The organism is Saccharopolyspora endophytica (assembly GCF_018070075.1).
Classification (GTDB): Bacteria; Actinomycetota; Actinomycetes; order Mycobacteriales; family Pseudonocardiaceae; genus Saccharopolyspora; species Saccharopolyspora endophytica.
In genome coordinates this window covers 76,651-90,207 of the sequence record NZ_JAGPXE010000005.1, presented here as the reverse complement: position 1 = coordinate 90,207, position 13,557 = coordinate 76,651, and the positions used below count along the sequence as shown (strand labels likewise).

Below are 13,557 nucleotides of genomic sequence, written 5' to 3'. Positions count from 1 at the left end.
CTACAGTCGAAAATATGAGTGACGGCAAACAGCACGTCCTGTCCGGCGTTGCTTGGCGGAAATCGTCACGCAGCTCGAACAACTCCTACTGCGTCGAGGTCGCGGTCACCGAAGCCTTGGTCGGCGTCCGAGACACCAAGGACCGCACCGGCGGAACCCTCACCTTCGACCGCGAACGGTGGAACGACTTCCTCACCGGACTTCACAACCGCCGCTGACCTGGCGAGGGACCGTCATCCACCGATGTCGTCCCGAGGAACTACCGCCGGTTCGCGAGGACTCCGGGACGCTGCGCTCCGCCACTAATATCACCGCATGGAATTCAGCCCGGCGACATGGCGAAAGTCGACTCGCAGCGCCACGAACGCTTCGTGTGTCGAGGTCGCGGTCACCGACGACACCGTCGGAGTCCGCGACACCAAGGCCCGCGAGAGCGGCACCCTCGCCTTCAGCCGCGAGCGGTGGAACGACTTCCTCTCCGGCCTCCGCAACCAGTGACACCACCCGTGACCCCGTAGCACCCGGTCACCTCACCCGGAATACCGCCGTAATCAGGTTCCCGATTACTGCCGTATTCCGGTACCTGATTACTGCCGTATTCCAGGTGCCCGTCTGGCACCGGGGGTCGGCGGAGGGAATGGGTGGGCGGGTGGCGGGATCGTTCCACCTGGGACGCGCGTCGCGGGTGGCGACCTAGACTGCTGGGCATGGCATGGACGCCGTTCGATCTTGACGACGCCGTGCGGGACGACCGGTCGCTGCGCCGCTTCCTGCACGGTCTTCCTGGCGTTGACCAGGTGGGGCTGGAGCAGCGGGCCGCCGGGCTGGGCACCCGGAGCATCAAGAAGAACTCGAAGATGCAGGCCATCGACACCGCGATCTCCATGGTCGACCTGACGACCCTGGAAGGCGCCGACACCGAGGGCAAGGTCCGGGCGCTGTGCGCCAAGGCCCGTCGGCCCGATCCCGGGCAGGACGGGATTCCGCAGGTCGCAGCCGTGTGCGTGTACTCCGACCTGGCCGCCACCGCCGTCGCCGAGCTCGACGGGTCGGGGATCCACGTGGCCTCGGTGGCCACCTCGTTCCCCTCCGGGCGAGCCGCGCGGGCCGTGAAGCTCGCCGACGTGGAGCACGCCGTGTCGGCCGGGGCCGACGAGATCGACATGGTCATCGACCGGGGAGCGTTCCTGGCCGGGCGCTACGGGCAGGTCTTCGACGAGATCAAGGCCGTCAAGGCCGCCTGCGGGAACGCGCACCTCAAGGTCATCCTGGAGACCGGCGAGCTGGCGACCTACGACAACGTGCGCCGGGCGTCGTGGCTGGCGCTGCTGGCCGGGGGCGACTTCATCAAGACCTCCACCGGCAAGGTCTCCCCCGCCGCGACGCTGCCGGTGACGCACCTGATGCTGCAGGCCGTGCGCGACTGGCGGGACTCCACCGGCGAGCTGCGCGGCGTCAAACCCGCGGGCGGCATCCGCAACACCAAGGACGCGATCCGCTACCTGGTGGCGGTGCACGAAGTGGCCGGCCCCGAGTGGCTCACCCCCGACCTGTTCCGGTTCGGCGCGTCCAGCCTGCTCAACGATCTGCTGATGCAGCGGCGAACCCAGCTCGAAGGCCACTACAGCGGCCCCGACTACGTGGCGGTGGACTAGATGACCAGCCCTTGGGAGTACGCGCCCGCGCCGGAGTCGCGCGAGCTCGCCGACCTCAAACCGAGTTACCGGATGTTCGTCGACGGCGAGTTCGTCGACGGCGGCGGGCAGACCATCAAGACCGTCAACCCGGCCACCGAGGAAACCCTCGCCGAGGTGGCCTCGGCCGACACCGGTGACGTGGACCGGGCGGTCGCCGCCGCGCGCCGCGCCTACGAGCAGGTGTGGTCGAAGCTGCCGGGCAAGGAGCGGGCGAAGTACCTGTTCCGGATCGCGCGGCTCATCCAGGAGCGCGCCCGAGAGCTGGCGGTGCTGGAGTCGCTGGACAACGGCAAGCCCATCAAGGAATCCCGCGACGTCGACGTCCCCACCGCCGCCGCGCACTTCTTCCACCACGCCGGCTGGGCCGACAAGCTCGACCACGCCGGTTTCGGGCCGAACCCGAAACCGCTGGGCGTGGCCGGTCAGGTGATCCCGTGGAACTTCCCGCTGCTGATGCTGGCGTGGAAGATCGCACCCGCGCTGGCCTGCGGGAACACCGTGGTGCTCAAGCCCGCCGAGACGACTCCGCTGAGCGCCCTGGTGTTCGCCGACATCTGCCGCCAGGCCGGGCTCCCGGCGGGCGTGGTCAACATCGTGCCGGGCGCCGGAGACGTCGGTGCGGCGCTGGTGGCGCACTCCGACGTGGACAAGGTGGCCTTCACCGGTTCGACCGAGGTCGGCAAGCAGATCCAGCGGACGGTGGCCGGGGCCGGCAAGAAGCTGACGCTGGAGCTGGGCGGCAAGGCGGCCAACATCGTCTTCGACGACGCGCCCCTGGACCAGACCGTCGAGGGCATCGTCACCGGCATCTTCTTCAACCAGGGCCACGTGTGCTGCGCCGGCTCCCGGCTGCTGGTGCAGGAGTCGGTGGCCGAGGAGCTGCTGGAGAAGCTGCGGGCGCGGGTGAGCACGTTGCGCGTGGGTGACCCGCTGGACAAGAACACCGACGTCGGCGCCATCAACTCCGCCGAGCAGCTCAGCAAGATCACCGAGCTGACCGCCAGCGGCGAGACCGAGGGCGCCCAGCGCTGGAGCAGCCCCTGCGACCTGCCGGAACGCGGCTTCTTCTTCGCGCCGACGGTGTTCTCCGGGGTGCAGCAGTCGATGCGGATCGCCCGCGAGGAGATCTTCGGTCCCGTCCTGTCGGTGCTGACCTTCCGCACGCCCGACGAGGCGATCGCCAAGGCCAACAACACGCCCTACGGCCTGTCGGCCGGGATCTGGACCGAGAAGGGCTCGCGGATCCTGTGGGCGGCGCAGAAGCTGCGGGCGGGCGTGGTGTGGGCGAACACGTTCAACCGGTTCGACCCGACCGCGCCCTTCGGCGGCTACCGCGAATCCGGGTTCGGCCGCGAGGGCGGCCGGGCTGGTTTGGAGGCGTACCTCGATGTCTGACGTTGCCGGCCGGCTGGCCGTCGCCAAGACCTGCAAGCTCTACATCGGTGGCGCGTTCCCGCGCTCCGAATCCGGACGGGTGTTCGCCGTGACCTCTGCGGACGGGGAGTTCCAGGCCAACGTCGCGCACGCCTCCCGCAAGGACGTGCGCGACGCCGTCGCCGCGGCCCGCAAGGCGTTCGGCGGCTGGTCCGGTGCCGCCGCCTACAACCGGGGCCAGGTGCTGTTCCGCATCGCCGAGGTGATGGAGGGGCGGCGCGAGCAGTTCGCCGCCGAGGTCTCCACCGCCGAGGGCGTCTCGCGGGAGACCGCGCTGTCCACTGTGGACACCGCAGTGGATCGCCTGGTCTGGTACGCGGGCTGGACCGACAAGATCGCGATGGTGCTCGGCGCGTCGAACCCGGTCGCGGGCCCGTACTTCTCGTTCAGCACGCCCGAGCCGACCGGGGTCGTGGGCGTGCTGGCGCCGCAGGAGTCCTCGCTGCTGGGGCTGATCAGCGTGATCGCCCCGGTGATCGCCGCGGGCAACGCCTGCGTGGTCGTGGCCTCCGGCGAGCGGCCGCTCCCCGCGATCACGCTCGCGGAGGTGCTGGCCACCTCGGACGTTCCCGGCGGGGTGGTCAACCTGCTGACCGGCCGGGCCGCCGAGCTCGGCCCGTGGTTGGCCTCCCACGCCGATGTCAACGCGCTGGACCCGACCGGGGCTTCCGCCGAGTTGCGCGGCGAGCTCGCGCGCTCGGCCGCCGACACCGTCAAGCGGGTGCTGCCGGTCCGCGGCGAACCCGACTGGACCGGCGAACCCGATCTCCAGCGCCTGCGCGCCTTCACCGAGATCAAGACCGTGTGGCACCCGGTGGGCACCTGAGTCACTTGGCGGCGGGGTACCGGACGCGGTTGCGGCGGATGGCCTGGGTGAGCAGGACCGCGAGCGCGACCAGGAAGACCACGCCCAAGGTCAGCACGAGCCAGCTGGGCGGGCTCAGCACCGGGGTGACGTCGTCGAGGAACTTGTTGCAGATGATCTGCGACCCCAGCGCGAGGACCGCGGCGACCGCGACACCGGCGCCGAGGAGCTTGTTGTGGGAGCGGGCCGTGTAGGCGCGGAAGGCCAGCATCGTCCCGATGATGATCATCACCAGCAGGGTCGGCTGGGCCACGACGTCGCGCAGCGAGTAGTCGATCGTGGGCTGATCGAGGGCCAGTCCGTCACCGAGGAACGACGTGCCGAACATCGCCAGCGTGCCCGACGCGATGGAGATGGCCACGGTCTCGCCGGTCGAGCGCTTGCCGGTGGCCGGGTCGAGCTGCGCGGCGACCTGCTTGGCGTAGTCGCGCGGCCTGCCGAACGCGTCCACCGGGTCCTCCCCGGTCTCGGTCACGTGCGCCTCGACCTCGGCGAGCACCTCCCCGACCCGCCGGCCGGATATCTCGTGCAACCGCAACGCCTTGACCAGGTCGTCGTGGTACTTCTTGTCAAGCGTCATCATGCTCGTACCCCTCACAACGGTGGTCGAGTTCCGGGTGAACCCGACCGGCTTCGGTCCTTCTCCAGCACCGACCAGCGGGTCGGGCCGGAACATCAGTTCTTGTTCGGGTAGCGGACCCGGCCTCGGCGGATGGAGTGCGCCAGCATCGCGAACATGCCGATGAGGAAGACGACGCCGAGTGCGAGGATCAGCCAGCTCGGGGCGGTGACGACCGGGGCTTCGTCGTCGAGGAACTTGTTGCAGAGCATCTGGGCGCCCACGCCCGCGATCACCGCGACGACTGCCCCGCCGGCGTAGAGCTTGTTGTTCGCCTGCGCCGTGCGAGCGAGGTGGACCAGCAGGAAGACCACGACGACCGCCACCAGCAGCAGCGGCTGCGCCACCACGTCGCGCAGCGTGTAGGCCACCCCCGCCTCGTCCAGGGCGAGCCCGTCGCCGAAGAAGGTCTGGCCGAACAGCGCCAGGGTCGCGATGGCGACGAAGGCGAGCACCATGCCGCCGGTCGAGCGCTTGCCGGTGGCCGGGTCGAGCTGCGCGGCGACCTGCTTGGCGTAGTCGCGCGGCCTGCCGAACGCGTCCACCGGGTCCTCCCCGGTCTCGGCCACGTGCGCCTCGACCTCGGCGAGCACCTCGCCCATCCGCTCGCCGGATATCTCGTGGAAGCGCAGAGCCTTGTGCAGGTCGTCGGTGTACTCGTCCAGCGTCATCATGCTTGCACCCCTCGTTCCACGACGGTGATCGAGTTCCGGGCGAACTCGACCCACTTCGGTCCCATCTCCGCCAGCGCGGCGCGGCCCTGATCGGTCAGCGAGAAGAACTTCCGCCCCGGGCCGCCTTCGCCCGCCCGCCACTCCGCCTGCAGCAGGCCGTCGGCGGCCAGCCGATTGAGCAGCGGGTAGAGCGTTCCGGCCTTCATGTCCGGCAGTCCGGCTTCGGCCAACCGCTGCAGCAGCGTGTAGCCGTAGCCCTCCCCGCCTTCGGCCAGCAGCGCCAGCACCGCGAGGTCGAGCACCCCGCGCAGCCATTGCGTCTGCCTGGCCGTCGTCGTCCGTTCCGCCATGACTAGAACGTAACACCGACTAGTGTGCGAGACCAACTAGTGGGTCAGGAAAAATCCCCACCGGAACTCCGATGGGGATCTGATCAGCGGATTTGCCAGTCCAGGCGGCCGTCCTCGGTCACCGTCGGGTAGCTGTGCCCGGCGGGGGCGCCGTCGGTCAGCGCCCGGTGCACGTCGGCGAGCATCGCCGTGATGCCCTGCCACTCCGGCCGCAGCACCTGCGCGTGCTCCTGCTCCCACTCCAGCACGCACCCGCGCAACGACCCCGGCCGCAGGTCGACCACCAGCTCGTCGGCGAACCCGTCACCGGCGATCGGGATCCACGACGGGTGGAAGCTCGACCCCGGCGATCCCGCGTAGTAGTCGCAGGCCGGCCGGTCCCACTGCGCCGTCCAGGTCTTGCGGTGATCGCGCCACGCCGACAACGCCTGATGCGCTCCGTAAGGCGTGTAGAACGGCGGCAGGACGTCGGCCAGCACATCGCCCTCGGTACCGCCGCAGCAGATCCACAGCGCTCGCAGCTCGTCCGGCAGCTCGACGGAGAACTCGCCCTCGAGCTCGACGAAGTCGGGTTCCTGGACTGGCGGACGCAGAGCGGCTGCGGTGACCGGCGCATGTCGCCCGAGCCAGTGCGCGATCTGACTCCACAGCTCCGTGACATCCATTCTGATCATGGTCGCGCGCCGCGCAGGGGGGCGGTACCGCCAAAGGGGACTTCGGAGACGAACGGTGAAAGCGCTGGACCGAACAGCGGATCCGGGTAGCCCCGAAGCCCGAGGAGCGACAGGAGATCGTTACCAACTGTTCCGTCCGCTGTTGCAATGATCGAACCAGATACGGTGACACCGGACCAGGGCACAAGCCGTCCACGGCCAACCCGTAGGCTTCCGCGGGGTCTGGTTCTGGTGACCGGAGGTAGAGAGATGGCGCAGGACATCGTCCCCATCGAGCTCGGGCTGCCGCAGGGAGACGTCGTCACCCTGTGGGCACCGCACTGGCGCGAAGATGGTGAGGAATGGGAAGCGTTCCTCGGGTACGGGGATGACCTCTACGGATTCCCCGATCCCGCGCGGCTCGCCGCGTTCGTGCGCACAGCACGGGAACACGACCTCGACGACCACCCGGCGTGGCACGTGGTGCCCGCGCTGTCGGCCGTCGAGCTCAGCCCCGACGAGGACCACCAGTTCGACCTGGTGGGCGTCCCGGAGCTGGTGGCGGAGCCGCTGGACACCTGGACCGTCGCCGAGCTCGCCGACATCGTCGAGATCGCCCGGTCGCTGGCCGAGGTGTGCGAGCTCGACGCCGTGGACGAGGTCCTCGACTCGGCCGACGGCTTCTCCCTGCTCAACCAAGGCATGCTGGCCTTCAACGGCCGCGACGGGCAGAAGCGCTGGAACGAGCTGTGCAAGGTCGTGGTGGAGCGCTGGGACGAGGTGCTCGACGCCATCGACTCCGTCGTGACCACCCCCGACGTCCCCGCGGACGCGGTCGCCACCGCCGAGACCGAGCTCGCCGAGGCGACCGAGACCTACTCCGACGAGGACACCGCCACCTCGGACTCCGATGTGGACGAGATCGAGGAGGTCGCACTCGGCTTCTGGGGCGAGATCGGCATCGACCCCATCCAGATCGTCACCAGCGACAGCGAGCTCTACACGCTGCGCTGCTACCTCGGCGACGACCCGGTCTTCCTCGGCGAGGACGGCAAGATCGACGTGTTCACCTCGCGGCGCGCGCTCGCCCGGTTCCTCGCCGACGACGAGGCCGTCGAGAGCACCGACCTGGCGCGGGTGGCCACCTGGCAGCGCCTGCGCGACGCGGCGACCGGCGGCGAGCTGGAGGTCGAGGTCGAGTCGGACAACACCTACGTGCTGGCCGGCCTGGACGCCGACCTCGGCGAAGGACCGTCCGAAGTGGACCCCACTCAGCTGGACCTGGCCGAGGAGCTGCTGCTCGACGCGGCGGCCTGGGCCGGCGACGACAGCGCCGAGAACGCCCTGCAGTCCTCGGAACGACTGGGCTGGCTGGTGTCGTTCATCCTGCGCCCGAGCCCGAACCGGATGCCCCCGAGCCCGCCGTTCGACGCCGAGGTCCAGACCTGGCGCAAGCTCATGGCCGACCTGGAAGAGCGCTTCCGCAAGCACTGACCCGGCTCACGCGGCCGAGGTCAGCTCCGGCGTCGCGAGGCGCTGCTTGTAGGCCTGGCGGAGCCCCTTGCGGGCTCGGTAGACCAGGGCCGCCGCGCTGTTGCGACTGAGGTTGTAGCGGCGGCTCAGGTCCGACGGCGTCTGGTCCTCCACCTCGACCGACCACAGGACCTGGCGCCAGCGCGCGGGCAGGTGTGCGAACGCCTCGCTCACGCAGGCCCTTTCGAACTCGCCGATGGCCGCGTCGGTGAACTGCACCGGTTCCTCCGGCTCGCAGAACTCGTCGACGTCGGCCGCCAGGATCATCCGGCGGGACTTGGCGTTGACGCCCGCGGCGAGGTTGCGGATCGTGGTGAGCAGGTACGCGCGGAACGCCCGGTCCGGCCCGCTCCCCCTGCGCAGCACGTCGAGGATCTTGGCGAACGCCTCCGAGACGAGGTCGTCGGCGTCGGCCGGAACCGCCGCGACCTGCAGAGCCATGGTGTGCGCTGCCGTTCTGTGCCGGGCGTAGAGCTCCGCGAACGCGATCATCGATCCCGTTCGGACCTCGTGCAGCAACGTCCCATCGTCGCCCGCTGACATCGGGTAAACCCCTCACTGGCTGCTTGCGCAGAATTTTCCCGCTGCGCTGGAGAGGTTGACAAGGCGCCGATTTTCAGATGGTGATCAACGATCTGTCAGTTCCAGCAGACCCGATCGCCCGCCAGCGCGAGGGCGCGGGAGATCTCGTCGGCCGCGGCGGTGAGCGGACGCACGTAGTCGTCGGTGGTGGCGAGCTTGCGGGCCGGGAACGAGATCGCGAGCGTCACCGGCGAGGTCGCGCACTGGACGCGGGCGGCCAGGCAGGCCGTGCCCAACGAGTACTCCTCGGTGTCGGCGACCAGCTCCGACGGCGGGCGCTCCACCAGTTCGCGCACGCCGGTGATGGTGCGCGGGGTGAGGTCCTCCGGCGGGTGCCTGCGGAAGTGGTCGGCGCGTTCGTCCTTGCTGAGCCCGGCGAGCAGGCACTTGCCGACCGCGGTGGCGTGCGCCGCCTGCCGGAAGTCCACCCACGCGTCCACCCTGGGCGTGCGCGGGCTGTCCACGATCTCGTCGACCTGGACCTCGCCGTCCTCGTAGCGGGCGAGGTAGATCGCCGCGTTGAGGTCCTCGCGGAGTTCGACCATCACGCCGCGGATCTTGGCGCGCAGCTGCTGCGCCTGCGCGGAGTCGTGCAGCCCGGTCACCTGCTCGCCGACGATGAACGCGCCGTCGTCGAGCTTGACCAGGTATCCCTCGTGGACGAGCGTCCGGAGCAGGTGGTAGGTCGTCGACAGCGCGAGCCCGGTGTTGCGGGCCAAGCACTTCGCGGTGATCCCGGCGGGGTGCTCGCCGACGACCTCCAGCAGCCGGAGCGCGCGCTGGACCGACGCGATCAACGTGGGTTCGCTGGTCCTTCTCACCTGCGCCTCCAGGGCAGTGCGGCGACTCGAACCTGTGCTGGGCGTCTCCGGCGGCACGACGGTGTGCCGCCGGAGACTGTGCAGCCTAACGCCATCGCGGTGTCGCGGTCAGGACAACATGTCGGCGTAGCCCGGTTTGATCTGCTCGTTGATGATCGCCAGCCGCTCGTCGAACCCGAGGAACGACGACTTCATCGCGTTCACCGTGAACCACTGGAACTCCTCCCAGCCGTAGCCGAAGGTCTCGTGCAGCGCGGCGAACTCGCTGGACATCGAGCAGTGGCTCATCAACCGGTTGTCGGTGTTGATGGTGACGCGGAAGCGCAACCGGGCCAGCAGGCCGATCGGGTGGTCGGCGAGCGAGGACACCGCGCCGGTCTGCAGGTTCGAGGAGGGGCACATCTCCAGCGGGATCCGGCGGTCCCGCACGTAGGAGGCCAGCCGGCCGAGGTGCACCGTGCCGTCGTCGTCGACCTTGATGTCGTCGACGATCCGCACCCCGTGACCGAGCCGTTCTGCGCCGCAGTGCTGAATGGCCTCCCAAATGGAAGGCAATCCGAACGCCTCACCTGCGTGAATGGTGAAGTGCGCGTTCTGCTGCCGCAGGTATTCGAAGGCGTCGAGGTTGCGGGTGGGCGGGAATCCCGCTTCCGGGCCCGCGATGTCGAAGCCGACGACCTGCGCGTCCCGGTACCGAATGGCGAGATTGGCGATTTCGGTGGATCGCGCGTTCTGCCGCATCGCGCACAGCAGCGTGCCGATGCGGATTCGCTTTCCAGCGGCCTCCGCGCGACGCTCTCCCTCGCGGAATCCGTCCTGCACCGCCTGCACGATCTCGTCCAGGGTCAGGCCTCGCTCCTGGAACAGCTCGGGCGCGTAGCGGACCTCCGCGTAGACCACGCCGTCGTCCGCCAGGTCCTCGGCCGCTTCGGCCGCGACCCGGAACAGGGCGTCGCTGGTCTGCATCACGCCCACGGTGTGGGCGAAGGTCTCCAGGTAGCGCTCCAGCGAGCCCGAGTCGGCGGCCGTCACGAACCAACGCGCGAGGTCATCGGCGTTGTCGTGGGGCAACCCGGGATATCCGCCTTCGTGGGCGAGATCGAGGACGGTCTGCGGACGCAGCCCGCCGTCGAGGTGATCGTGCAGCAGCACCTTCGGCGCCTGCCGGATGTTTTCCAGGTTCACCGGTGTCGACATGCGACTACGTTACCCGCCTCGTTCCGGCGACTCACGCAGAGCCACCGCGTGATCACCCCATGACTTCGGCGCTGTTCAGCGGCCATCCACCACTGCGCCGTTCGGGGTTCACAACCGATTGGCCGAGCGGTGCCTGCGAAAAAACTCACCCAGATGGACGCAGTTGTCTTTCTTAGAGCATCCAGTTCTGGATGGTTGATGCGAACAGCCCATCAACTGAGGGCCGTTCAGCCCCAATTGGCGGATGAATGTCGCGGAATGTAACGGGGGGCGGCTATGAGCGCGAGAATGCAGTGGCTAGGCTTCTCAAGTCCTCACCCCCCTCGACGAAGGACGCCCCTAGCCGTGACCGAGAACATGTCGTTCGACCGCATGCGCAACATGCTCACGCGTGCGGCTGAGATCCGCGAAAGCGAACAGCAGCAGATTTTCGACGCACTCGACGAAATCCACGCCCGGCTCTCCCCGCTCGAGTCCCTGGGCTCGGTGCGCAAGCGCCTGTCCGAGCTGCCCGACCGCACCGAGGTCAGCGTGCTCGCCGAGCGGCTCGACGAGACGCTGGCGAAGCTGGAGGCGCACGACGGTGCGCTGCTGGACCTCAAGGGCGCCGTCGAGACCATCGTGGACAAGCTCGCCAAGCCCTTCGCCCAGCTCGACGGCCGCCTGGACGGCGTCGCGGGGCGGATGGACGGCGTCTCCGGCCGCATGGACGGCCTGGAGGACAAGCTCGGCCACATCCACAAGCGCATGGACGAGCTCGGCTCGCACCTGGACAAGCAGGACAGCCGCCTCGAAGCCCTGCCGGCGTCGGTCAACGACCCGGTGCGCGACCGCATCGACTCGCTGGAGACCAGCCTGCGCGGCCGGTTCGCCGAGATCGACGAGGGCGTGCACGAGCACCTCGACGGGACCCGCGAGGCCCTGCAGCGCGCGGTCACCGACTCCGCGGGCACGACCCAGAAGGGCCTCAGCGAGGCCCAGAAGGAGCTCGCCGCCTCGCAGAAGGAGCTCGCGGAGGCCGTGTCCGGCTCCCGCGACCAGCTGGACTCGAAGCTGGACCACCTCGCCGAGCGCCCGGCCGTGGACCCGACCGACAAGCTCAACGACCTGGCGCAGCGCCTGGAGGCGCTGACCGACCGGCTGGACCAGGTCTCCGGCCGCCTCACCCAGGTCGAGGACAACGTCAACACCCGCATCGACACCGTCGAGCAGGGCGTCAGCACCCGGCTGGACAACGTCGAAGAGGGCGTCAAGACCGGCCTGGGCGAGCTGGGCGGCACGCTGTCGCAGAACCTCTCGCAGCTGTCCGGCACGCTGTCCCAGCGTCCCGACGCCGACAAGCTCAACGCGCTGGTCCGCGAGGCCAACGAGGAGAGCGAGCAGCGGCACGCCGGTCAGCTGGACGAGGCCATGGCCACCTTCGCCGAGCTCATCCTCGGCGGCAGCGCCCAGTCCTCCCCGCCGCCGCCCACGACGCTGCCCCGTCAGCAGCGCCGCGGACGCTCGAAGAGCGCCAAGCGCGACAACGGCGAGAACAAGGCGCTGGAGAGCGGCGACGACGACTTCACCGCCGAGAGCGCCTGAGGCGACCGTTTCCAGGCTCGTCCTGGTCGGCGGTGCGGGTAGCGGACCTCAGCGGTCAGCGGTGACCTTGTCGAGGATCAGCGGTGTCGACTTCACGTCGGCACCGCTGATTTCGTACGCGGCCTGAAGCGATTCCCGGACGGCGGGCAGGGTTTCCGGCCGGTCGGTGCGCAGTTCCAGCAGCGGTTGGCCCTCGGCGACCCGCTCGCCGGGCTTGGCGAGGCAGAGCACGCCGGCGGCGTGGTCGACGGTGTCCTCCTTGCGCGCCCGACCGGCGCCCAGCCGCCAGGCGGCGAGGCCGACGACGTGGGCGTCGAGCCCGGTGAGCGTGCCCGAGGCCGGGGCCGTGATCGTGTCGACGTGCTCGGCCTGCGGGAGGGCGGCCTCGGGATCTCCGCCCTGGGCGGTGATCATCCGGCACCAGACCTCGTGCGCCCGCCCGTCGGCCAGCACTTCCGCGGGGTCCACGCCGGAGATGCCCGCGTGGCGCAGCATCTCGCGGGCCAGCTCGACGGTGAGCTCGACGACGTCCGGCGGCCCGCCACCGCGCAGCACCTCGACGCTCTCGGCCACCTCCAGCGCGTTGCCGACCGCGCGGCCCAGCGGCACCGACATGTCGGTGATCAGCGCGCTGATCCGCAGGCCGTTGGCCGCACCGATGTCCACCAGCGCGGTGGCGAGCTCCCTCGCCTGGTCCGGGGTCTTCATGAAGGCGCCCGATCCGCACTTGACGTCGAGGACCAGCGACTCCACGCCCTCGGCGATCTTCTTGCTCATGATCGAGCTCGCGATCAGCGGCACGGACTCGACCGTCCCCGTGACGTCGCGCAGCGCGTAGAGCTTGCGGTCGGCCGGCGCCAGGCCCTCGGTCGCCGCGCAGATCACGGCGCCGACGTCGCGCAGCCGGTCGCGGATCTCGTCGGCGGTCAAGCTCGCCCGCCAGCCGGGGATGGACTCCAGCTTGTCCAGGGTTCCGCCGGTGTGCCCGAGTCCTCTGCCGGACAGCTGCGGAACGGCCGCGCCGCAGGCGGCGACCAGCGGCGTCAGCGGCAGGGTGATCTTGTCGCCGACTCCGCCCGTCGAGTGCTTGTCCACCGTGGGCCTCGACAGGCCGCTGAGCGCGAGGGTGTCACCGGAGGCGACCATCGCGGCGGTCCAGCGCGCCGTCTCCTCCGGCGTCATGCCCCGCAGCAGCACGGCCATCGCCAGCGCCGACATCTGCTCGTCGGCGACCTCACCCCGGGTGTAGGCGTCGACGACCCAGTCGATCTGCTCGTCGGTGAGCCGCTGACCGTCGCGCTTCGCGCGGATCACGTCGATCGCGGAGAACACCGCACCACCTCCACCACTCGTCCACTCACGACACCAACACCCCACCCCGACGCCGAACATCCCCCGATCGAGTGCCTTCCACCCCGCTCCCCCACCTGGTCCCACCCCCGGTGACCCGGATTTCAGTGGAAATCGGGGTCCGGAGTTCAGTGGAAATCGGGACCCAGAGTCCCACTGACGTCCGGGGATCCGGAGTTCCACTGAAATCGGGTCGGG

General features: G+C 69.6%; 15 protein-coding genes. 7 read left to right on the top strand and 8 right to left on the bottom strand.

Going from position 1 to position 13,557, the window contains the following annotated elements; all coding sequences use genetic code 11:
• Positions 1 to 14: 14 nt before the first annotated feature.
• The 5 genes from KBO27_RS14065 (at position 15) to KBO27_RS14045 (ending at position 3,957) form a co-directional block, all read left to right on the top strand.
• A complete protein-coding gene (locus KBO27_RS14065; protein WP_210970457.1) occupies positions 15 to 218 on the top strand; it encodes a DUF397 domain-containing protein in 204 nt (67 codons plus the stop codon).
• Positions 219 to 315: 97 nt separating this feature from the next.
• A complete protein-coding gene (locus KBO27_RS14060) occupies positions 316 to 498 on the top strand; it encodes a DUF397 domain-containing protein (protein WP_210970456.1) in 183 nt (60 codons plus the stop codon).
• Positions 499 to 707: 209 nt separating this feature from the next.
• Positions 708 to 1,655 (top strand): deoxyribose-phosphate aldolase, encoded by a 948-nt coding sequence (gene deoC, locus KBO27_RS14055; protein ID WP_210970455.1) that lies wholly within the window; start codon positions 708 to 710, stop codon positions 1,653 to 1,655.
• Positions 1,656 to 3,092: an aldehyde dehydrogenase family protein gene (locus KBO27_RS14050; protein WP_210970454.1), complete on the top strand. Its 1,437-nt coding sequence runs from the start codon at positions 1,656 to 1,658 to the stop codon at positions 3,090 to 3,092.
• Positions 3,085 to 3,957, top strand: a complete 873-nt coding sequence (locus tag KBO27_RS14045) for an aldehyde dehydrogenase family protein (protein ID WP_210970453.1) — start codon at positions 3,085 to 3,087, stop codon at positions 3,955 to 3,957. The genes KBO27_RS14050 and KBO27_RS14045 overlap by 8 nt, the downstream gene beginning before the upstream one ends.
• Before the next feature lies 1 nt (position 3,958).
• Here the strand turns inward: KBO27_RS14045 and KBO27_RS14040 are convergent, their stop codons facing one another.
• The 4 genes from KBO27_RS14040 to KBO27_RS14025 all read right to left on the bottom strand — a co-directional run bounded on the left by KBO27_RS14040 (position 3,959) and on the right by KBO27_RS14025 (position 6,304).
• On the bottom strand, positions 3,959 to 4,579 hold the full coding sequence (locus tag KBO27_RS14040) for a hypothetical protein (protein WP_210970452.1): 621 nt from the start codon (positions 4,577 to 4,579) through the stop codon (positions 3,959 to 3,961).
• Between the two features lie 92 nt (positions 4,580 to 4,671).
• Positions 4,672 to 5,289, bottom strand: a complete 618-nt coding sequence (locus KBO27_RS14035; RefSeq protein WP_210970451.1) for an HAAS signaling domain-containing protein — start codon at positions 5,287 to 5,289, stop codon at positions 4,672 to 4,674.
• Complete coding sequence (locus KBO27_RS14030; RefSeq protein ID WP_210970450.1) at positions 5,286 to 5,639, bottom strand: PadR family transcriptional regulator; 354 nt, start codon at positions 5,637 to 5,639, stop codon at positions 5,286 to 5,288. Before KBO27_RS14030 ends, KBO27_RS14035 begins: the two co-directional genes overlap by 4 nt.
• 83 nt (positions 5,640 to 5,722) lie before the next feature.
• Positions 5,723 to 6,304: an SMI1/KNR4 family protein gene (locus KBO27_RS14025; RefSeq protein WP_246537247.1), complete on the bottom strand. Its 582-nt coding sequence runs from the start codon at positions 6,302 to 6,304 to the stop codon at positions 5,723 to 5,725.
• Between the two features lie 258 nt (positions 6,305 to 6,562).
• Between KBO27_RS14025 and KBO27_RS14020 the strand changes: the two genes are divergently transcribed.
• On the top strand, positions 6,563 to 7,786 hold the full coding sequence (locus tag KBO27_RS14020; RefSeq protein ID WP_210970448.1) for a SatS C-terminal domain-containing protein: 1,224 nt from the start codon (positions 6,563 to 6,565) through the stop codon (positions 7,784 to 7,786).
• A gap of 6 nt (positions 7,787 to 7,792) precedes the next feature.
• Here KBO27_RS14020 and KBO27_RS14015 read toward each other — a convergent pair whose 3' ends face one another.
• The 3 genes from KBO27_RS14015 to KBO27_RS14005 form a co-directional block, all read right to left on the bottom strand.
• A complete protein-coding gene (locus KBO27_RS14015) occupies positions 7,793 to 8,368 on the bottom strand; it encodes an RNA polymerase sigma factor (RefSeq protein WP_210970447.1) in 576 nt (191 codons plus the stop codon).
• A 95-nt stretch (positions 8,369 to 8,463) separates the two neighbouring features.
• Entirely contained in the window at positions 8,464 to 9,228 is a 765-nt protein-coding gene (locus KBO27_RS14010; RefSeq protein ID WP_307870404.1) for an IclR family transcriptional regulator, read from the bottom strand.
• A 108-nt stretch (positions 9,229 to 9,336) separates the two neighbouring features.
• Complete coding sequence (locus KBO27_RS14005; RefSeq protein WP_210970445.1) at positions 9,337 to 10,425, bottom strand: adenosine deaminase; 1,089 nt, start codon at positions 10,423 to 10,425, stop codon at positions 9,337 to 9,339.
• Positions 10,426 to 10,770: 345 nt separating this feature from the next.
• On the opposite strand from KBO27_RS14005, the gene KBO27_RS14000 reads away from it, so the two are divergent.
• Positions 10,771 to 12,009, top strand: a complete 1,239-nt coding sequence (locus tag KBO27_RS14000; protein WP_210970444.1) for a hypothetical protein — start codon at positions 10,771 to 10,773, stop codon at positions 12,007 to 12,009.
• 48 nt (positions 12,010 to 12,057) lie between these two features.
• On the opposite strand, the gene KBO27_RS13995 is transcribed toward KBO27_RS14000, so the two are convergent.
• Positions 12,058 to 13,401, bottom strand: coding sequence for a thymidine phosphorylase (locus KBO27_RS13995; protein ID WP_210970443.1), 1,344 nt, complete (start codon positions 13,399 to 13,401; stop codon positions 12,058 to 12,060).
• Between the last annotated feature and the right edge of the window lie 156 nt (positions 13,402 to 13,557).